Origin of the sequence: Listeria monocytogenes (assembly GCF_013282665.1) — a bacterium.
Lineage (GTDB): Bacteria > Bacillota > Bacilli > Lactobacillales > Listeriaceae > Listeria > Listeria monocytogenes_C.
Genome location: NZ_CP054041.1, coordinates 2,089,667 through 2,108,394, shown reverse-complemented (window position 1 = coordinate 2,108,394; position 18,728 = coordinate 2,089,667). Strand labels below are relative to the sequence as shown.

Genomic DNA, 18,728 nt, shown 5'->3' with positions numbered 1-18,728 from the left:
TGGCTTAAAACTCTACTTTTGGTGCAACGCGTTCTACTTCTGGAATAGAAAGCATGTCACGTTCTGTGAAGTTATGCAGTTTTGCAACGATGTTAGTTGGTACAGATTGTACTTTTGTATTATAAGTCATTACAGTTGTGTTATAAAGTTGGCGAGAATAAGCCACTTTGTTTTCTGTAGTAGTCAATTCATGTTGTAATTCGATGAAAGAAGTATTTGCTTTTAAATCTGGGTAAGCTTCTCCTAATGCAAAAATGGATTTAAGCGCTCCACTTAACATATTGTCCGCTTCGATTTGACCTTGACGATTGTCAGCAGGTACTTCCATCATTTTGTTCCGAGCTTCAATTACTTGTGTTAATGTTTCTTTTTCGTGTTTTGCATACCCTTTAACTGTTTCAACTAGATTAGGAATTAAATCAAATCTACGTTTTAGTTGCACGTCAATTTGCGCCCAAGTTTCATCCACACGGTTACGGTATTTTACAAGGCTGTTGTATAGGCCGAAATAAATCAACACTAAAATAACAACAACAGCGATAGCAATAATCCATCCTATCATAATTAATCTCCTCCTTCATATGTACTTACCCCATTATACCTTACTTTGGGAGTACACGACAATCCTACTGTAGCATGAGATTTTTATTTTTTCTTTCGCATAAAGTAAAATGGCTTCACAGGTTTATCTACAGGCATTTTTATCGTCATCATTGCATTTGGAGCACGATCAATTTCTACGCCATCTTCGTTCCAAAGTACGTCTACAACTTGTTTGAAACCAGTATCTCCTGGCCCATAAAATTCAATTTCTTCCCCTACACCAAAATTATTTCTTTGTTGTAAAGTAGCAATTTTTGTTTCCGCGTCATATTCCAGTACTTGCGCTGCAAAAGCATATTGCGGAATTTTACGCGTTTTTCCAAATAGTTGCTCATCCTCGGTTGGTTCTTTGTAGAAAAATCCTGTAGATAGTTCGCGCTGCGCAACTTTCCATAATTCTTCTTCCCAAGCTGGGTCAAACACGTAATTTTCTGGGTCCGCGCAGTAGGCATCTACGGCACGACGGTATACGCTTGCGACTGTCGAAACATAATGAATAGACTTCATTCGTCCTTCGATTTTTAAGCTGTCCACGCCAGCATTTACCATATCAGGAATGTATTTAATCATAGATAAATCCACTGCGCTCATCGAAAACGGCTCTTCATCCGTATCCACTAAGTTTTTCGAAACACCATTGTCCATTTCAAATAAATCATATTTCCAACGACAACTTTGCGCACATCCGCCACGGTTCGCATCACGATTCGCCATATGATTCGATAATGTACAACGACCAGAGTAAGAAATACACATGGCACCGTGTATAAAAGCTTCCATTTCGACATCGGTTTTTTCGCCAATTTCTTGAATTTCTTGCATGCTAACTTCCCGCGCAAGAACAACACGTTCCAGTCCTTGTTTCTTCCAAAATTCTAATGTCTTATAATTTGTTGCCGAAGCTTGTGTGGATAAATGAACTGGTAAACCTGGAGCATCCTGAAAACAAATGCTAATTAGTGCTGGATCCGAAACAATAACTGCATCGATACCAATATCGCGTAGTGTTCGGAAAAATTCCCCAGCACCTTCTGTATCACCAGCGTGCGCAACCATATTTGCCGCAACATACACTTTTGCATTTCGTTCATGCGCAAAAGCGATACCTTCTTTCATTTCTTCAAAGCTAAAATTTCCTGCTCGTGACCGAAGACCGAAAGCCTGGCCACCAATATATACAGCGTCCGCACCATAGCGAATCGCAATTTTTAATTTTTCTAAGTTACCAGCCGGAGCTAGCACTTCTGGTTTTTTTAATATTCTACTCATTATGCTATTCCCCCTATTTCACATCATCCGGATTTTTCAAATAAAATCCTGCGTCTAGTTTTCGTGTTTGAGGCTGAAGTTCCGTTAATTTATTCACAAAATACTCCGCGACAAATTGGCCTCTCACAACAGCTTCTTTCGCTTCAACTAATAGCGATGCGATTTGAACAAAATTTTCTGAGTCTGCCAGAACACCATCTAGTTTCCATGTTTTCAATCCAGCATCATATAAATCCGCCAAATAAGGGACAAGTGAAACATCTTCTGAAGCAAAAATATGTGTCCCAGACTCATCTTCATAGATTGGTAATTGACTTGTTTCATCATTAGGTTCACGTAAATAAAGACCGCGTTCCTTTGATGTATCATCTTCCATTTCGACAATACGATGATAATTCGTTACTAGTTTACGTTTTGATTGGTGAATGCATGTTGGTCCATAAACTAGAACTTCGACTGGAATAGTGAGGCTACTCGCAATAGCTTTGATTTCGCCTTCTGTTAGTTCCCGAGCAAGAACCGCACCAATCGCTCCTTGTTTTTCCCAAAACGAGATTTGTTCTGCGCTAGTTACAAATGTTTGGGCATCATAAATAAACGGAATCGGTTGAGCCATTTCACTCAAAAGCATAATTGCCCCTGGATCGCCGCAAGCTACCGCATCCACTTTCATATCAGCAAGTTGCTCTAAAAATCCCGGCAACTCTTCCATATGTTCGTTATGCATTAACGAATTTACTGCTACAGTTACTTTCTTTCCTTCTTGATGTGCTAAATGAACTATTTCACGTAATTCTTCGACAGAAAATGAATGCGGCAATCTTAAACCAAATTGGCTATTGCCTACATATAATCTATCTACCCCCGCGCGAAGCAATTGTTCAGCTTGTTTCATTGAATCTGCTGTCGCAATGATTTCCATGTTTTCTCCTCATTTCTACAAAAACGTTACTTGATAAATGTATCACAAGAAGAGTGGTTACTCAATAAGAATTTTGGCATAAAAAAGAGACTAGCCTTTGTGTGACTAATCTCTAATCTATTTTCTCTTCTTTTGTTAGTTTAAATAAATTAAGTAATGGGCGATATGAGCTCCCTACTAATCCAAGCGTCTCAATCAATACTTCAATTAATACGAGTAGCACACCAATTAAAATCATCGAACCCCACAGTGTCGACATCGTGAAAATGAAGGCGAATAACGAAAATAATGCGGCAATGGCATAAATCAAAATAACCGTTTGACGATGCGTAAAACCTAGTCGTAATAAACAATGATGTAGATGTGACTTATCTGCCATCGCAATTGGTTGTTTTGTTACCATTCTCCTTATAATAGCAAAAAGTGTATCAGAAATCGGTACGCCTAAAATTAAAATTGGTACGATTAAAGAGATAAACGTAACATTTTTGAATCCCATTACAGATAACACGGAAATAATAAAACCTAAGAATAGCGCGCCAGTGTCACCCATGAAAATTTTTGCAGGATTGAAGTTATAAGGTAAGAAACCAAGTGTCCCAGCGATTAACACGCTTGCTATCATAATTACTAATGCATCTCCCATAATAAACGCCATTCCTAAAATAGTAAGTAGCGCAATGGTTGAAACTCCTGCTGCAAGACCGTCCAAGCCATCAATTAAATTAATAGCGTTCGTAATGGCTACAATCCAAATAATCGTGAGCGGAATACTTAACACGCCAAAATGGATTTCTCCACCGAATGGTAAGTTGATAAAGTCGATACTAATGTTACCCCAAAACACAATAATAAAGGCAGCGGTAACTTGACCGATTAATTTATATCTTGCTTTAAATTCGATAATATCATCTAATAACCCAGTCAAAACCATGACAAATGCCGCAATCAAAAGCGGCCATAAGAATTCGTTTTCAATTGGAAGTAACAACATTCCGATCGTGAAACTGATAAATATTGCTAGTCCACCTAGACTCGGAATTGGTTTAATATTAATGCGACGTTGGTCTGGTTTATCTGTAATATCAAAGTAAAGAGCTATTTTTCGAATTAGCGGTGTAAGTAATACGGACGCGCCAAAACATATCAATATAATCATCCAGCTCACGGCTAGTCCTCCCCGCAAATTTTTTACTCATCTCATTATACTTTTTTATTTACCAAAAGACAACGAAAATCATTATACAAAAAAGCTTGAAGCAGACAAATCCCGCCTCAAGCTTTTTTTATTGTTTAATCCTAGCTACAAATTGAAATCTACTACCTACATACTGAGAACGTGTAAATTCAAATGGTCGACCGTCTTCTAACGTTGTAACCTGCCTAAGTTTCATCACCGGCGATCCGAGTTTCACATCAAGATATGGCGCAATTTTTTCTGATACTAAAGAAGCTTCCATCGTTTGTTCTGCTTCTCCAATTGTTTGTCCAAGTTTTAATTCAATCGCTTTATAAAGGGAATCCATAATGTCTTCCTTTGTAAGCAGTGAAGCAATTTTTTCTGGAATGGCAGCAACTTCGTAAAGAATTGGCACACGATCGCCGTAACGAATCCGTTCAATTTTCATTACGTTGCTATTTTCTGGTAGTTGTAAGGCTTCTTGTTCTTGCGTACTAGCCGGACGAATGCCGTACGATACAATTCGTGTCGAAGGAATTTTCCCTTCTTGTAACATCAAATTGGTAAAACTCGTAACTGCTTCTAATCGTTCCGTTAATTTCTTTTCCGCAATAAAAGTGCCAGCACCAACGCGTCGTTGCAAAATGTTATCATCCACTAATCCTTGAATGGCCTGTCTTACTGTCATTCGGCTAACATGGAACATTTCGGCAAGTTGACGTTCAGCCGGAATAGAAGTGCCAACTTTCCAGACGCCATCTTCCATTTTCTTTTTAATTTCACTTTGAATCTGAATGTAAATCGGTATTCCTGATTGTTTATCGATCATTTTCCCGCCCTCTTCTTATAGAAGTGACGCCGCCTCGTTGTCAAGAATCACAGTAACATCTGGATGATTTTGAAGTACAGAAGCAGGACAATTCACATCTACAGGTCCTTTAATAGTTTCTTTGATTGCTTGTGCTTTGTTTTCACCAAAAGCAAGTAGGATAATTTTCTTCGCATTCATGATGGATTTAATTCCCATAGAATAAGCATGTGTCGGTACATCTTCTTCTCTTTCGAAAAAGCGTTTATTGGCTTCACGAGTAGAATCTGTTAAAACGACTTTGTGTGTTAATGAATCAAAAGAAGTTCCCGGTTCGTTAAAACCGATGTGTCCGTTTGTTCCAATTCCAAGCACTTGAATATCAATTGGATGCTCAGACAAAATTTCTTCATAACGTGCGCATTCAGCTTCTGCATCCGTCGCTTCACCATTTGGTAAGAAACTTTCTTTAAATGCTTTTTTAGAGAATAACAATTCGTTCATATAGTAATGATAACTGTTTGGGTCGTTTGCCGCAAGACCTACATATTCATCTAAGTTCGTTGTCGTTATATTTTTTGTGTCAACATCACTTTTTACAAGCTCTGCATAAAGTGTTTCTGGTGTGCTACCAGTTGCTAGACCAAGTGTATTTACTTCACCTGATGTAATGCCTTTTTCGATGATTTCCAACGCTTTTTGGGATCCTGCTAATTTATTTTCAGTTGTGATAAGTTGCATTTTATTATCTTCCTCTCAAGAATGTTTTTTTCCGAATGAATAAGTTGCTGTAATGTGTAAATCTTCGTCTAGTAAGTTGAAATCTGCATCCTTACCAGCCTCGATTGCACCTTTTTGTGTTAAATTAAATTCGCGTGCTTGGTTTCCAGAAGACATAAGAACCGCTTCTTCTACCGAGCATCCAGTAAATTTAATCATGTTGCGGAAACCGTCGTCATAAGTAAGTACGCTTCCAGCTAATGTTCCATCTTCTAAACGAGCTTGTTTATCTTTCACGATAACTGTTTGGCCGCCAAGTTCTGATTTCCCTTCTGGCATACCTTTTGCTCGCATCGAGTCAGTAATAATACATAAATGTTCTGGTCCTTTCATTTGATAGGCTAATTTAACCATATCAGGATGAACGTGAATACCATCAACGATTAATTCTGCATTAATACCGCGTTCTAGTAAAACATGACCCGGAACGCCTGGCTCACGGTGTGTCATGCGGTGACATGCATTATATAAATGTGTCGCATGTGTCGCTTTACTTGTTTTCAAATGTTCGCGCACATCATTAGAGTGACCAATACTTGGAACAACTCCTAGTTCGAAACACAAATTTTCAAAATCAGCAGAAGTATCGTGTTCTGGAGCATATGTGACTAATTTAATTAAACCACCAGAAATATCAAACCATTTTTTGAAAAGTTCTAAGTCAGGTGCTTGAATATATTCTTCTGGTTGTGCTCCTTTGAAGACTTTAGAAACAAATGGACCTTCCAAATGAATCCCGCCAATAACAGGTTCTGTTTGAGCGACTTCATTAATAACTTTTAACGCTTTTTCAATATTTTCATGTGATTGTGTCATCGTTGTTGGGAAATAAGTAGTAATCCCTTCATTTAACATTCCATTCACTTGTTTTCTAAGCGCTTCTGAATCTGCGTCCATTGCATCAAAACTATAACCACCGTGAGAATGAACATCAATGAAACCTGGAACAAGTTTTTGTCCTTTTGCATCTATTACTTCTTCTGCTTTGTCCGCTTTAAAATCAGTCATCGAGCCAACTTCTAAAATTTGTTTATCAAAACGTACGAAAGCTTTTTCTAGAACACCTTTACCAGTATAAATTGTAGCGTTAGTAATTACTTTATTAGTCATTACATATTGCCTCCTTGTTAAATCGGTCTATACCAATTATTATAGCATGTATCTGTCAAAATGCAACTTATCTTTTCCTATTTACCCGAAAAAAAGTAAAATAACCAAAAAAGCTACAAGCGTATATAGAAGGCCGTAGCTTTTAGTTATAAAGAAAGCGCAGAATAATTATTCTGCGCTAGTTAATTTTATTTATCTGTTTCGTTTTCTTCTTCTTTTTTCTCTAGTTCTGGAATTAATACTTCTTTATCTTCTTTTGGTTTTTCTTTTGCAGCTTCTTTTTCAAGTTCATTTAATTGGTCTTCTATAGAAGCTTTTTCTGTTTTTTTGAAATTTTGTTTTTCGCGTTCAATAATTTCATCTACCATTGTTGTAAAGTTTTGTGCTTTATCTTTGATGATTTCTTTACTTTTCTTTGTTTTCTTTTCTAGTTCGTCCATTAGATCATCAAAGGATTGAGAAAGTTCTTTACTCATATCTGCTTTCTTCTCTGCTTCTTCCGCTAAATCGCGTTGTTTTTGTGCTTCATGGTAGTCGCTAACACTACCCCAGCTCATATCATGAATAACTTTGTCCATTTTTTCGGATGTCTCGGTAGCATTTTTTTCAGCCATTTCAGCTAAATGTTGTGTTTTAAGATTTTTCCATTTTAAGCGCATTTCGTGCATGCGTAGTTCTAATTTTTCCAGTTGTTCGGACGCTTGTTCGTAGTGTCCTTTCGTAGCTTCAAGTTGTTGTTCATATTGAGCCACTTCTTCTAAAGCGAAATCAGCAAGTTTTGTTTCACCAGCTTCTTTGGCAATTTCTGCTTGGTGACGACGTTTTTCAACATACACTTCCATCTCTTTATATTCTTTGTAGAAAAGAGATTTTAGTTCGCGTTGTTTTTCTACCATGCGTTCAGCGTCTTTCATTTCTTGTTTTGTTTTATCCATATAGTAACTTACTGAATTACGACGTTTTTCTTCACGTTTCTCGATTTTTTCACTAACTTCTTTATTCCATTGTTTCATTTTTTCAAAAAGGTTTGCCATTTTTTTCTCCTCCAATTATTTATTGTATGGGTAGTCGAATACGTCATCGTTTTTTCTTGGTTTATTTTTATTTCTAGTTAGGAAGTAAATGATTGCTCCGATAATTACAACAACCAGAATTCCTTTTAAGTTAGCTAGAATTATTAAGGCACCAACGCCAATTAGAACTCCATAAATAACTTTTTCACCTACAGACCTTGCTTCAAGTAGTTTCTTAAGTGACCAAAAGCCGAGCACTGCACCAATTGTTGCTAGTATCGCTGGCAATAAGACTATAAGTATCATCGCAATTAGTAAAATTATTAATACGCCAATCAATATTGCTCTCATACGCCTACCTCCTAACTTCCAAATGTAGCTGATATATTTTCTTTTATTACTGTACCTATCATAACGCTATGTATCAAGTATAAGAACCCACTGTAGAAGGAAATTCACCTACAACTTGAGTCCTATTGTCTAACTAAAGGATAACACATATCTATGACAATAAGCAGTGTTTTTCAAACAAAAAACAGCTTGTTCTCGCATAAAACAAGATACAAACTGCATTTTCATTATTTTACTTTTTCTTCATATTGAATAGATGAAACGCCACCTTCTGAAATCATGTTGTTTTCTTCCAGCTCTGTTTCTGAAATTTCTTTGTCCTCGTAACGCGTCCGAATATCGTTTACCTCATCAAAAGGGGTAGGCGGCTGTTGCTTTTTCACCACATATATTGCTGCACAGGCTATAACTCCAGCGACGGCGCCGACCGCTCCGGCAATAATTCCTACTTTATTTTTCATACTATCAACCTCCTCTTGAAATCCAGTATTTTATTCCCTAAAAAAGAAGAAATAAAACAAAAAACGAGTTTGAATAATTCAAACTCGCTACGAAAATTATAATCCAGAAAATGTACTTTTTGGTTTACGAACAAAACAAAGTATTGCGGTGACTACCAGTAGTAAAGCAGGAATAAAAGTAATAAGTGCGGTAGAAAGTAACGATACAATACCCGCTGCTAAAAATAAGTATCCAGCAAAAACTGGTTTTTTATTTTTTAATATGTAGTAAATACCAAACCCACCAAGAACAATTGTGATTAAGCCCCCAGTTAATGCTGTCCAAGACAATGTTTGCACAAAATCTAGTACACGGTCAGGATCAGGAATCTCTTTTTTCGGAATTTCCCATTCTGTCATTGTTTTGTAGTAATTATTGTAGAATGTTGCCAGACCCTCTCTGCCTTTTGAACCACTTATCATTAATAGACCTATAACAGCAATAAATGCCTGTGCAATTACACTTAAAATAAGACCAATAATAGCGAGTACTATCTCACCAGTTCGTTTAATCATTTAAATATGCCTCCGTTTCTTCGCTTATTTTTCCAGTATACTATATGTGTTCACGAGAATAAACTATTAAATTAGTAGAAAAAGTAGACCAATCGTGCGTTTTCCTTAAAAAAAATGTATAATTTGTTCATAACAAATTTTAAAGGGGCGTACAATAATGCTAAAGCGCGTGTTCTTCTCCATTATCTTACCATTAGGTTGTTTAGTTGGAGCTATTTTTATATTACTATCCATTAACACGATGTATCCAAAAGCAGCCAATGATTCCATTCCAACCATTTTTATTCATGGCTACCGCGGGACAGATCGCTCGCTTCACGGAATGATACGTCGCTTTGACCAAAAGTATCATTGGGGTACAGAGTCATTAACGGTAAATGTAAGCCCAGACGGAGAAATTTCTACTACAGGAACTTATAATAAAAAGGAAAAAAATCCACTTATCAATATTGTTTTTGAAGATAATCGAGCAACACTTCCCCAACAATCTATGTGGACAAAAAAAGTGATGTCTTATTTACAACAGAACTATGCCATAAAAAAATTCAATGCAGTGGGTCATTCCATGGGTGGCGGCGCTTGGGTTTCGTATTTAGCTAGTTATGAAAAAAACAAGTCCTATCCACAAGTAAATAAAATTGTCTTTCTTGCCGTTCCGTTTTATCCGGAAGAATATGTGAATGGCGATCAGCAGGTCGATATTAAAAACGCCAATAATGTTCATGCTAAATTCGCCGAAAAAATGGCAAAAGTTTTGCCAGATAATACAGAAATTATGATTATCGGTGGTAATTTGGAAGATGGTTCAAACAGTGATGGTGAAGTGAAATTAGATAGTGTTTTATATGGCGAAAAATTATTTGTACACCAAAAAGTGACAACACATGTCATTAAAGGACCAAAAGCTACTCACAGTAGTATGCATGAATCTACTGCTGTGGATAAGTATGTTGGCCAATTTTTATGGGACGCGAAATAAATAATTAAAGGATGTTTCGAATGAAAAAAATAATTATTTTAATTATCGCATTAGCTATTATAATTGCTGGCTTCTGGATAATTTTCCTTCAATTTGAACCTACTAAAAAAGCAGCTAAAGAACCTACTGTAACAGCAGATAAAACGACGGAAAAAGCAAAAAAACCTGTTTCAGAAATTGCCGTTCCGGTCCTTTTTGTTCATGGATATTCTGGAACAGCTAATTCATTCGGCGGTATGATTAATCGCCTTGCTGAAGACGGAGACATAACAAAGTCGCTTGTTATGACTGTAGCGGCTGATGGAACTGTAACAACAGAAGGAGATTACGATAAATTCAGTCATAATCCTTCTATTCAAGTTATTTTTAAAGATAATAAAAGCTCAATGGTCAATCAAGCACAATGGATTCAAAATGTAATGAAAGAGCTAAAAAACAATTATCATATTGAAAAAGTTGATGCTGTCGGACATTCCATGGGTGGCGTTAGTTTAACGAGCTACATTGAAAAAGTCGGTAGTGACAAAGCCTATCCTGTTCTCGAAAAACTTGTCTTAATTGGCTCTCCGCTTAACGGACTAGTGATTGGTGATGATGGTGTGACAGCTTATGATCTTACAGATTCTGGTCCGAAACAAGCTTCAGACCGTTATAGCGAATTTATTAAAAACAAACAAAAAATCCCTACTAATTTACACGTTTTAAATATTGCAGGTGATACATTAAACGGAACAAAAAGCGATGGTAGTGTTTCTGTCGCGAGCGCCTTATCTGGCAAATTTATTTTCGACGGTCAAGCCGCAAGTTACGAAGAAAAGACATTCACAGGTAAGAATGCAGCTCATAGTAAACTCCATGAAAATACAGATGTGGATGCCGAAGTAGCTAATTTTTTATGGGGAATAGAAAAAGTAGATTAAGCAATAGCCTTAATCTACTTTTTTCTTGCGTCCAAATATCGTTCGTTTTTTCAAGTCGTCTGCATTTCTCACTTCTAAAATATCCAATAAGAATACAAATACAGGAATTCCTACAATGAGCCCCCACACGCCAAAAAACGTTTCCGAGAAAATCAAAATAATAAAGGTATAAAATACTGGTAAATTCGTTTTAGATGACATTAGTTTTGGATTTAAAATGTATGTTTCAATTGCATGCACAATAACAACCGTAATTAAAATGTACACTACATCTTGGAATCCACCAACGGAATAAGCTATCAGTACTAGTGGAATACAGGAAATAATTACGCCAGCCACTGGAATTAACCCTAAAACAAATACCATAATGGATAAACTAAGTAACTGCGGAAAATCCATCAAGTAGAGCGCGATTGTCGTGATAATCGTATTCACTAATGCAATCATTAATTGCGCCTCTAAAACCACTCCAAAAGTGGAAACAAATTTCTTTCCAAAAAAGGCAGCTTCTTTAAAAATGAAGCCAACTTTACTTGTCATAAATTGCCCTGTAAAAGAAGTCACTCGTTCTTTTTCTAAAGAGAAGAACAAGCTAAGAATTAACGCTAGAAAAAAAGATAATCCAACAGACCCAATACCGGAAAGGGAAGCAATAATAAAATCAACACCTGTTTGTAAATATTTTTGAATATTAGACTCTTTTAAAAATCCAACAATCCATTTCACAATCGTATTATCGCTTGGATTATTGTAAAGCTTCACAAGAGAATCTACTAATTGAGAAATTTGATTAATTAAGATGGGTAAAAAATGTACTATGGCGACATATAAGAAAATTGCCACTAATGAATACAGTACGATAACAATTAACTTTCGTGGTACCCGCACCCTTTTTAAAATAACATTCTCTAGTCGTGTTACTAAAAATGCAAAAATGAATGTGAGTAAAATTAAATCAATCATGCTTCTGAGTAAATATAATACAATACCTAGAAGAACAAACACTAGCACCCGTCTTGCAGTGTCATTTTCTTTTAGTTTCTCTAACCAATTCATATTTTCACCAGCCCTTTTCTTTCTTCATTTTATCATAGTTTAACAAAATAAGGTTTACAAAAAAACATTTCTTCTGTAAAATAGAACCAATCATCCTACCTTTAGAAAAGGAGTGAAAAGTATGGTAGAAAAAATTGAACGAAAATCGCTTGCAGAGCAAGTTTATGATCAAATAAAAGCAGAAATCACTAATGGTACGTGGAAAATTGGTGAGCGCATTCCGAAAGAAGCGGATTTGATGACTGAATTTGGTATTAGCCGTAATACGTTACGTGAAGCTATCCGCGCCTTAGCTCATATTGGTTTACTGGAGACAAAACAAGGCGATGGTACTTTTGTCCGTAATAATAGTGAACTTAATGCTATCATGCAAAAACGAGTTCGCGAATCAACCATTCAAGAAATCCTTGAAATCCGACATGCGCTCGACCGAGAAGCTGCTATTCTAGCTTGCGAACGACGCACGGAGGAAGATTTAACTACGCTAGAAAAATATCGGCAGCATTGCCAACTAGCGAATGAAAAAAATGATGTATCTGCTTTTGTGAAAGCTGATTCTGCCCTTCACTTAACAATTGTCAAGGCAGCTCATAATGATTTGTTGTTAGATATGTATGTCAATATTTTAGAAGAAATACAGTTTTCCATTACAAGTACAACAGAAATGAACCCAGAGGCAAATCAACATAATGGACATACTGCTCTTGTTCAAGCTATTGAAAATCGAAACCAAGAACAAGCAGCACATGAAGTAACAGAGTATATTACTCTTTTCAAACGAATTGCTGCGAAGAATGGAGAAAAGAAATGAATGCAGATTTAACCAATAAAAAAATCCTTACACGTTCGAGTAAGGTGATGCTAGTTTTAGGCATTATTTTGATTGCAGCGAACTTACGGACACCGATAACATCTGTTGGTCCGTTACTTGGAATGATCCAGTCAGATTTACATTTAACCAATACGATGGCTGGTTTACTTACAACGATTCCGCTACTTGCATTTGCAGGGCTGTCACCATTTGTTTCTAAGCTAAGTCGTGCACTTGGTATAGAAATATTAATATTTGTAGCACTGTTAACGCTTGTCATTGGTAGCTTACTGCGACCTTTTGGTGGCGAACTTAATTTATTTGTTGGAACGTTTATGATTGGCCTTGCTATCGCAGTCGGAAATGTCATTTTGCCAAGTTTGATAAAAAAAGAATTTCCATTTAAATTGGGTCTAATGACTGGGGTTTATTCTATTTCGATGAATTTGTGTGCAGCGATTGCAGCTGGCTTAACGGTTCCAATTGCTATGAATAACCGCTTTAGTTGGCATGGGAGTATGGTTTTCTGGGCGATTCTTGGAGTTCTGGCTTTAGTCATTTGGCTTCCACAGTTAAAATATAACCAACGCTCCACAGAAAAAATTGCGACTCATTTAGTTACAACTTCGGTTTGGAAGTCCCCGCTTGCGTGGAAAATTTCTTTATTTATGGGTTCGCAGTCAGCGATTTTTTATATTTCGATTGCCTGGTTACCAAATATTTTAGCTGACCAAGGATTATCTAGTACTTCTAGTGGTTTAATGCTCTCCTTAATGCAATTTGCGGTTATGCCGATTACGTTTATTATTCCTATTATCGCTGGACGTATGAAAAATCAGCAATTACTTGTTGGAATCTCTATTTTATTCTTCTTAATTGGGATTTTTGGTATTATGTTTGCTTCTGGTAGTGTGCTTATGCTATCAATTGCTATCATTGTATACGGAATTGGTTCGGGGATGTCGTTTAGTTTGTCGATGATGTTTTTTAATTTGCGAACAACAAGCGCGACAGAATCAGCGGATCTATCTGGAATGGCGCAATCTATTGGCTACTTGTTTGCCGCTTCCGGTCCGATATTATTTGGTACCCTACATGATGCACTTGGTAGTTGGCAACCAACCTTATATGTTTTAGTCGGTATTACCATGCTTATGTTATACTGCGGCCTAGATGCTGGACGCAATAAGTTTCTCTTTCCACAGAAAAAGTGATTTTTGCGCATAAAAAAACTAGTGCGGAAAAAGGGAGTAAACCGCACTAGCTAAAAGGGAGTTTGGGATTTTCATTCTAAAAAGGGAAAGAAATGAAAATGTTTTGCTTGTTGTTAGCTTATACATATAATAACTTTTCTAAAAAAGAATGTGCTGAAAGAAAGATGATAATTTCATGAGAGTTTAAAAAAGTTTTTCTCAGTTTCTCCGTCTTAACCTTTCTAGCTTTTCTGCAATCCTATTTTTCATTTCTTCCGTTTCTTGGGGATGTTTCATTATTTCATTAGTTTCTGAAATAGTGACAACATCCCCTTCTTTTATGGATGAATCGAGTTTTTCTTTGTCAATTTGCCATTCTGTGTGGTCTGGTTCTAATAGGAAAACTGCTTTGCCGTCTTCTACCCGATCTAAAATTGCTTTTTTCACCCTAATCACCTACTTTGTTACGGCAATGCCTTGTTCTTTTATTTGGCGCACAATGCCATCGCCAATGCCGTTAATTTTTTTCAAGTCATCTATGGACTGATATGGTCGCTCGGCAATGATTTTTTCTGCAAGCGCTGGCCCAATTAGTGGTAATAATTGTAAATCTTCGCTAGATGCTGTATTTAAATTAATGCTTTCTGGTAATTCTTCCGATGTTGCATCTTCTGTTTTTTGTGTGCTATTTTCTTTATTATAACTGCTACCTGGTTTTGGTGTGCCTGATTTTTCGGTTTGCACATGGATTTTTTCACCATCGGTTTCGATAATCACCGTTCCATTCACATCTGTTCCATATGTTTTTATATCACGCTCTTTTAGCCACTCCAGCACTTCCACATGAGGATGCCCGTAACTATTAGCCATTTCAGCAGAGTAAACAGCCACTTGCGGTTTTACTTTATCTAGGAAAAATGGCTGGTTGGATGTGGACGATCCGTGGTGTCCTAAATCTAGAATATCTGCTTCTAAATCGGCACCGCTATCTACCATTTCTCTTTCTCGGCTTTTTTCTGCGTCACCTGTAAAAATAGCAGAAATATCTTTATACGTAATTTTTACAGCGATGGAGTCATTATTTGCGTCATTTTCCAGTTTATCAGGGCTTAGAACAGCTAGATTAAACGGTCCAAAAGTAGCTTTTTCGCCACGTCTCGGTTCTTTATATTTGGCATCTGAAGCTAATGCCGCGTCAATTACTTTCTCGTAAATACTACTAGAAAAAGTTAAACCATCCATCCAAATTTCTTTTGGTTTGTATGTAGCGATTACTTTATCAGCGTTACCGATATGGTCTGCGTGTGGGTGTGTCAGTAGCAGTAAATCTATTTTCTTCACATTTGCTTCTTGTAAATAAGTTAAAATACGGTCATCATCTTGGCGACCAGTATCAATCAAAATAGTTGTGCCATCTTCTGCTTGAATAAGTGTGCTATCACCTTGGCCAACATCAAAAAAAGTAAAACTTGCACCATTCAATGTTTTTTCGGTAATGTTCGATTTACTAGTTGATGGTTCGGAAAAACTACAACCGCTTAAAAAAATAGCGATTAAACTTATACAGATTACTAATTTCTTTGTCATCGTTCTCCTCCTGCTCTCTTAGTAGAATAGCAAAGGAAGGCGAAACAGTAAAGTTTTTAAAACAAAAACCGCCTGAAATCAATTTGATTACACGCGGTCATTTATGTTGGATTCATTTCACTTTTTCTTTAAAGGAAAAAAGTACTTCTTCCGTTTTTGGTTCATAGTCAATTTTCCAGTCGTGGTCTTTGAAATACCAATAATCATGGTCTTCAATGAAGAAAATTAAGTCTTCTTTTTTCTCAGCCACTGCTGCTTCTTGCGGTTTTTCGGCAGTTAAACCGATAGAGAAACCAGGATGCAAGGAACTGTTAGAACCACCATATTTCGCAAAAAGTCGAATTCCATTACCATTAGCTACATCAAACTCATCATGAAACCATTTATTTGCTTGGTCCGTTACCTCGATATTCATACTTTTCACTCCTCGTTTCCAATTTTTTCGTAATGATTGTTATTCAAGAATAGCAGATTTCTTGGTGAATTTCACTTTTTCTGCTTTTTGTTATGAAGATAATATACCTCTTTCAAAGAATCTTTAAACCACATTGTGTTAAAACAATATTAAAATAAGGAAATTGTACTATAACAGAATAGGGCAAAAAAAACTGTGCGAGACGATTAATCCCGCACAGTTTTTATAACTCTTTATTCTAATGGAGCTTTTCCTAAGAATGCTTTGAACATCCAGATATGTTTGTCAATGCTTGCTTTGAAAGCAATGAGCATATCATTCGTTACGTTGTCGCCTTCTTTGTCAGTAAGCTCAATACCTTGTTGATACTCGCCTCTAAGTAATTCTAATGTTCCAACTAAGTCTTCCATTAATTGATCCATTGTTTTTGGTTTCGTATAAGGAGCTTCTTCTACGCTCGCATTTTCTAAAAACTCTTTTAATGTTGAGAATGGGCTTCCGCCGATTGCTAGTAAACGTTCTGCTACTTCATCCATTTGTTCGCCGAATTCGCTATATAAATCATCCATTTTTTCATGTAAAGTGAAGAAGTTGTGTCCTCTCATATACCAATGAATTTGATGAATTTTTACTGTGAATACGTTTAGGTTCGCTACTTGGTGATTCAAAAATTCCTTTGTGTCTACTGAGTTAATTGTTTTCATAATTATCTTCCTCCTATTTTATAATGATTATCACTTAATAATAAGTATAATCTATTTTCGCGTCCATGTCCAGTGTGGAAACCATCACAAAGTATTTACCACTGATATAAATTCTTAAACATCTATTATTGTTTTTTCATTATTTATCTCTTTTTTTATGATAGAATAAAAAGGACTTTTATACAACTAGGAGGATCAATAATGGAAAATCACTCTCACCGTTTTCAGGTGAACTTGGCTGGTATGATTGATATTCTCTCCAACCACCTTTATGACGAAAAAGATGTTTATATTCGCGAATTACTGCAAAATGCAACCGATGCCATTCGTGCTAGAAAAATTTTAACGCCAACTTTAGAAGGAAAAATCCTCGTGTCTCTAACAGGGAACACAAATGAAAAAACTTTGATTTTAGAAGATAACGGAATTGGTTTGACCGAAGAGGAAGTCCACGCTTTTCTCGCAACGATTGCTAATTCTTCTAAAGGCGAAAAAGACTTTGATGGCGAGCATTCCAATGATTTCATCGGTCGTTTTGGAATTGGCTTACTTTCTTGTTTTATTGTTAGTGATGAAATTGTAATGATTTCCACTTCCAAGAAAGATGGTGATACAACAGAATGGCGTGGTAAAGCGGACGGGACTTATTCGGTTCGAAAAATAGAAGCGGAAACTCGCGAACCAGGTACACAAGTGTATTTGCGCTTACGTGCTGATTTAGAGGAGCATCCTGAATGCGAGGATGTAGAAGAATTAATTAATACATTGAAAAAATACGGCTCCTCTTTAGAAAGTAATATAATAGTAGAAATCAATGGTTTAGAAGAAGAAATTAATAGTTGGACCAAACAGTTTTCGAACAAAGAAACGTTATTCAATCTTCCAAGAGAGCAAATAATTAAGTACGGTGAATATATTTTGGGGACGCATTTTCAAGATTATTTCTTAATTGAAAATGAATCCGGGAGAACATTTGGGATTGCTTATATGATTCCCCATGCTGTTCAAATGAATGCGACACGTAAGCACACAGTATTTTTAAATAATATGTATGTTACTAGTGAAGCGAATAATATTTTGCCGGATTGGTCCTTCTTCGCTAAATGTGTGCTTTGGACAGACGAACTTCAACCCGTTGCTTCCCGTGAAGCCTTTTATAAAAATGAGCGCTTAACCAGTGTTTCCGATGAGCTAGGCGTTGCTTTGAAAAAAGGTATTGAAACACTTTCGGAAGAGGCACTAAAGAAATTGTTAGCAACACATTATCTCGGTTTTAAAGCACTTGCGAGTGAAGACGTACCATTTTTAAAATTAATTTATCCTTACCTTCCAGTTCGAACTTTGAATGGAGAGGAAAAACTAGGCGATATAATTGATAAAAATGATGTCATCTACTACACCTATTCGGTCGATGATTTTAGACAAATTAAAGATATTGCGCGATCAAGCGGCATGACACTTATTAACGGCGGTTATTCCTATGACTCTCCAATTTTAGCGCAATTAAGTTATTTTGTTGAGGGAACAGAATTTATCTTAATCGAACCGGAAGAAATGACCAATAAATTACGCCCTATGACAGTGAGTGAAGAACAAGCTTACCAACCTATTTTGACAGAAATGAATAGTATGATGGCTGATTTTGATACAGATGTATTAATTAAACATTTTGAACCGAAAGATTTACCGATTATTTTCATCCATTCTACTGCAACACAGGAATTACGTGAACTAGAACGAGCTGTCGAAGAAACGAATTCTGTTTTTAGTGATATTTTAGAAAGCATTCAAAAAGAGCAAGAACCTGCCCCGCTCGCTCACTTGTATTTAAATTTAGATAATGAGCTGATTAAACGACTTTTCACTTCTGAAAAAACAGTGAAAGAATTATCCGTGATTGTGAATGTACTTTACATCCAAGCCTTACTATTAGGGCATTATCCGCTGAAACGCAAAGAAATGAAATTAATGAATCAAAATATGTTACAAATCTTAGAAATGCTATAGGAGG

21 protein-coding genes are annotated in these 18,728 nt (G+C 36.4%); 5 read left to right on the top strand and 16 right to left on the bottom strand.

Annotated elements, in window-relative coordinates; all coding sequences use genetic code 11:
• Positions 1-4: 4 nt before the first annotated feature.
• The 11 genes from HRK21_RS10610 to HRK21_RS10560 form a co-directional block, all read right to left on the bottom strand.
• Positions 5-562, bottom strand: coding sequence for a LemA family protein (locus HRK21_RS10610; RefSeq protein WP_003722783.1), 558 nt, complete (start codon positions 560-562; stop codon positions 5-7).
• A gap of 83 nt (positions 563-645) precedes the next feature.
• Positions 646-1,872 carry a peptidase U32 family protein gene (locus HRK21_RS10605; protein WP_069888528.1) on the bottom strand — a complete coding sequence of 409 codons (1,227 nt, stop codon included), beginning with the start codon at positions 1,870-1,872 and terminating at the stop codon, positions 646-648.
• A gap of 13 nt (positions 1,873-1,885) precedes the next feature.
• Positions 1,886-2,794, bottom strand: a complete 909-nt coding sequence (locus HRK21_RS10600; RefSeq protein ID WP_003738567.1) for a peptidase U32 family protein — start codon at positions 2,792-2,794, stop codon at positions 1,886-1,888.
• 112 nt (positions 2,795-2,906) lie between these two features.
• Positions 2,907-3,962, bottom strand: coding sequence for a glycosyltransferase family 4 protein (locus tag HRK21_RS10595; RefSeq protein ID WP_069888527.1), 1,056 nt, complete (start codon positions 3,960-3,962; stop codon positions 2,907-2,909).
• A gap of 118 nt (positions 3,963-4,080) precedes the next feature.
• Positions 4,081-4,803, bottom strand: a complete 723-nt coding sequence (locus HRK21_RS10590) for a GntR family transcriptional regulator (RefSeq protein WP_003738565.1) — start codon at positions 4,801-4,803, stop codon at positions 4,081-4,083.
• A 15-nt stretch (positions 4,804-4,818) separates the two neighbouring features.
• A complete protein-coding gene (gene nagB / locus HRK21_RS10585) occupies positions 4,819-5,523 on the bottom strand; it encodes a glucosamine-6-phosphate deaminase (RefSeq protein ID WP_003738563.1) in 705 nt (234 codons plus the stop codon).
• Positions 5,524-5,538: 15 nt separating this feature from the next.
• Positions 5,539-6,672: an N-acetylglucosamine-6-phosphate deacetylase gene (gene nagA, locus HRK21_RS10580; RefSeq protein WP_070006818.1), complete on the bottom strand. Its 1,134-nt coding sequence runs from the start codon at positions 6,670-6,672 to the stop codon at positions 5,539-5,541.
• 188 nt (positions 6,673-6,860) lie between these two features.
• Positions 6,861-7,706 (bottom strand): PspA/IM30 family protein, encoded by an 846-nt coding sequence (locus HRK21_RS10575; RefSeq protein ID WP_070006817.1) that lies wholly within the window; start codon positions 7,704-7,706, stop codon positions 6,861-6,863.
• A 15-nt stretch (positions 7,707-7,721) separates the two neighbouring features.
• Complete coding sequence (locus HRK21_RS10570) at positions 7,722-8,036, bottom strand: lmo0954 family membrane protein (protein ID WP_003729862.1); 315 nt, start codon at positions 8,034-8,036, stop codon at positions 7,722-7,724.
• Positions 8,037-8,263: 227 nt separating this feature from the next.
• Positions 8,264-8,497 (bottom strand): hypothetical protein, encoded by a 234-nt coding sequence (locus tag HRK21_RS10565; protein ID WP_069888524.1) that lies wholly within the window; start codon positions 8,495-8,497, stop codon positions 8,264-8,266.
• A 96-nt stretch (positions 8,498-8,593) separates the two neighbouring features.
• The gene (locus HRK21_RS10560; RefSeq protein ID WP_003738559.1) at positions 8,594-9,052 is read right to left on the bottom strand and encodes a DUF4064 domain-containing protein; all 459 of its coding nucleotides are present in this window, start codon (positions 9,050-9,052) and stop codon (positions 8,594-8,596) included.
• Between the two features lie 157 nt (positions 9,053-9,209).
• On the opposite strand from HRK21_RS10560, the gene HRK21_RS10555 reads away from it, so the two are divergent.
• Both HRK21_RS10555 and HRK21_RS10550 read left to right on the top strand, forming a co-directional pair.
• Complete coding sequence (locus tag HRK21_RS10555) at positions 9,210-10,031, top strand: alpha/beta hydrolase (protein WP_069888523.1); 822 nt, start codon at positions 9,210-9,212, stop codon at positions 10,029-10,031.
• A 20-nt stretch (positions 10,032-10,051) separates the two neighbouring features.
• Positions 10,052-10,951 carry an alpha/beta hydrolase gene (locus HRK21_RS10550; RefSeq protein WP_069888522.1) on the top strand — a complete coding sequence of 300 codons (900 nt, stop codon included), beginning with the start codon at positions 10,052-10,054 and terminating at the stop codon, positions 10,949-10,951.
• A 9-nt stretch (positions 10,952-10,960) separates the two neighbouring features.
• On the opposite strand, the gene HRK21_RS10545 is transcribed toward HRK21_RS10550, so the two are convergent.
• A complete protein-coding gene (locus tag HRK21_RS10545) occupies positions 10,961-12,007 on the bottom strand; it encodes an AI-2E family transporter (RefSeq protein ID WP_003738556.1) in 1,047 nt (348 codons plus the stop codon).
• Between the two features lie 121 nt (positions 12,008-12,128).
• Between HRK21_RS10545 and HRK21_RS10540 the strand changes: the two genes are divergently transcribed.
• Together HRK21_RS10540 and HRK21_RS10535 are read left to right on the top strand one after the other, a co-directional pair.
• Positions 12,129-12,818: a FadR/GntR family transcriptional regulator gene (locus HRK21_RS10540; RefSeq protein WP_003738555.1), complete on the top strand. Its 690-nt coding sequence runs from the start codon at positions 12,129-12,131 to the stop codon at positions 12,816-12,818.
• Positions 12,815-14,032, top strand: coding sequence for a CynX/NimT family MFS transporter (locus tag HRK21_RS10535; RefSeq protein WP_069888521.1), 1,218 nt, complete (start codon positions 12,815-12,817; stop codon positions 14,030-14,032). Before HRK21_RS10540 ends, HRK21_RS10535 begins: the two co-directional genes overlap by 4 nt.
• 198 nt (positions 14,033-14,230) lie before the next feature.
• Here the strand turns inward: HRK21_RS10535 and HRK21_RS10530 are convergent, their stop codons facing one another.
• The 4 genes from HRK21_RS10530 to fri all read right to left on the bottom strand — a co-directional run bounded on the left by HRK21_RS10530 (position 14,231) and on the right by fri (position 16,717).
• Complete coding sequence (locus tag HRK21_RS10530) at positions 14,231-14,458, bottom strand: DUF3006 domain-containing protein (RefSeq protein WP_069888520.1); 228 nt, start codon at positions 14,456-14,458, stop codon at positions 14,231-14,233.
• Positions 14,459-14,467: 9 nt separating this feature from the next.
• On the bottom strand, positions 14,468-15,598 hold the full coding sequence (locus HRK21_RS10525) for an MBL fold metallo-hydrolase (protein ID WP_070006816.1): 1,131 nt from the start codon (positions 15,596-15,598) through the stop codon (positions 14,468-14,470).
• A 112-nt stretch (positions 15,599-15,710) separates the two neighbouring features.
• Entirely contained in the window at positions 15,711-16,013 is a 303-nt protein-coding gene (locus HRK21_RS10520) for a HesB/YadR/YfhF family protein (RefSeq protein ID WP_003722764.1), read from the bottom strand.
• Positions 16,014-16,246: 233 nt separating this feature from the next.
• A complete protein-coding gene (fri, locus tag HRK21_RS10515; protein WP_070006815.1) occupies positions 16,247-16,717 on the bottom strand; it encodes a non-heme iron-binding ferritin Fri in 471 nt (156 codons plus the stop codon).
• Between the two features lie 201 nt (positions 16,718-16,918).
• On the opposite strand from fri, the gene HRK21_RS10510 reads away from it, so the two are divergent.
• Complete coding sequence (locus HRK21_RS10510) at positions 16,919-18,724, top strand: HSP90 family protein (protein ID WP_070006814.1); 1,806 nt, start codon at positions 16,919-16,921, stop codon at positions 18,722-18,724.
• The last annotated feature ends 4 nt before the right edge of the window (positions 18,725-18,728 follow it).

Coding starts and splice junctions, on each gene's coding strand:
- HRK21_RS10560 (WP_003738559.1), bottom strand. CDS start 9,052: ATGATTAAACGAACTGGTGAGATAGTACTCGCTATTATTGGTCTTATT.
- HRK21_RS10550 (WP_069888522.1), top strand. CDS start 10,052: ATGAAAAAAATAATTATTTTAATTATCGCATTAGCTATTATAATTGCT.
- HRK21_RS10590 (WP_003738565.1), bottom strand. CDS start 4,803: ATGATCGATAAACAATCAGGAATACCGATTTACATTCAGATTCAAAGT.
- nagA (WP_070006818.1), bottom strand. CDS start 6,672: ATGACTAATAAAGTAATTACTAACGCTACAATTTATACTGGTAAAGGT.
- HRK21_RS10545 (WP_003738556.1), bottom strand. CDS start 12,007: ATGAATTGGTTAGAGAAACTAAAAGAAAATGACACTGCAAGACGGGTG.
- HRK21_RS10520 (WP_003722764.1), bottom strand. CDS start 16,013: ATGAATATCGAGGTAACGGACCAAGCAAATAAATGGTTTCATGATGAG.
- HRK21_RS10540 (WP_003738555.1), top strand. CDS start 12,129: ATGGTAGAAAAAATTGAACGAAAATCGCTTGCAGAGCAAGTTTATGAT.
- nagB (WP_003738563.1), bottom strand. CDS start 5,523: ATGCAACTTATCACAACTGAAAATAAATTAGCAGGATCCCAAAAAGCG.
- fri (WP_070006815.1), bottom strand. CDS start 16,717: ATGAAAACAATTAACTCAGTAGACACAAAGGAATTTTTGAATCACCAA.
- HRK21_RS10575 (WP_070006817.1), bottom strand. CDS start 7,706: ATGGCAAACCTTTTTGAAAAAATGAAACAATGGAATAAAGAAGTTAGT.
- HRK21_RS10535 (WP_069888521.1), top strand. CDS start 12,815: ATGAATGCAGATTTAACCAATAAAAAAATCCTTACACGTTCGAGTAAG.
- HRK21_RS10600 (WP_003738567.1), bottom strand. CDS start 2,794: ATGGAAATCATTGCGACAGCAGATTCAATGAAACAAGCTGAACAATTG.
- HRK21_RS10525 (WP_070006816.1), bottom strand. CDS start 15,598: ATGACAAAGAAATTAGTAATCTGTATAAGTTTAATCGCTATTTTTTTA.
- HRK21_RS10570 (WP_003729862.1), bottom strand. CDS start 8,036: ATGAGAGCAATATTGATTGGCGTATTAATAATTTTACTAATTGCGATG.
- HRK21_RS10555 (WP_069888523.1), top strand. CDS start 9,210: ATGCTAAAGCGCGTGTTCTTCTCCATTATCTTACCATTAGGTTGTTTA.
- HRK21_RS10510 (WP_070006814.1), top strand. CDS start 16,919: ATGGAAAATCACTCTCACCGTTTTCAGGTGAACTTGGCTGGTATGATT.
- HRK21_RS10610 (WP_003722783.1), bottom strand. CDS start 562: ATGATAGGATGGATTATTGCTATCGCTGTTGTTGTTATTTTAGTGTTG.
- HRK21_RS10605 (WP_069888528.1), bottom strand. CDS start 1,872: ATGAGTAGAATATTAAAAAAACCAGAAGTGCTAGCTCCGGCTGGTAAC.
- HRK21_RS10565 (WP_069888524.1), bottom strand. CDS start 8,497: ATGAAAAATAAAGTAGGAATTATTGCCGGAGCGGTCGGCGCCGTCGCT.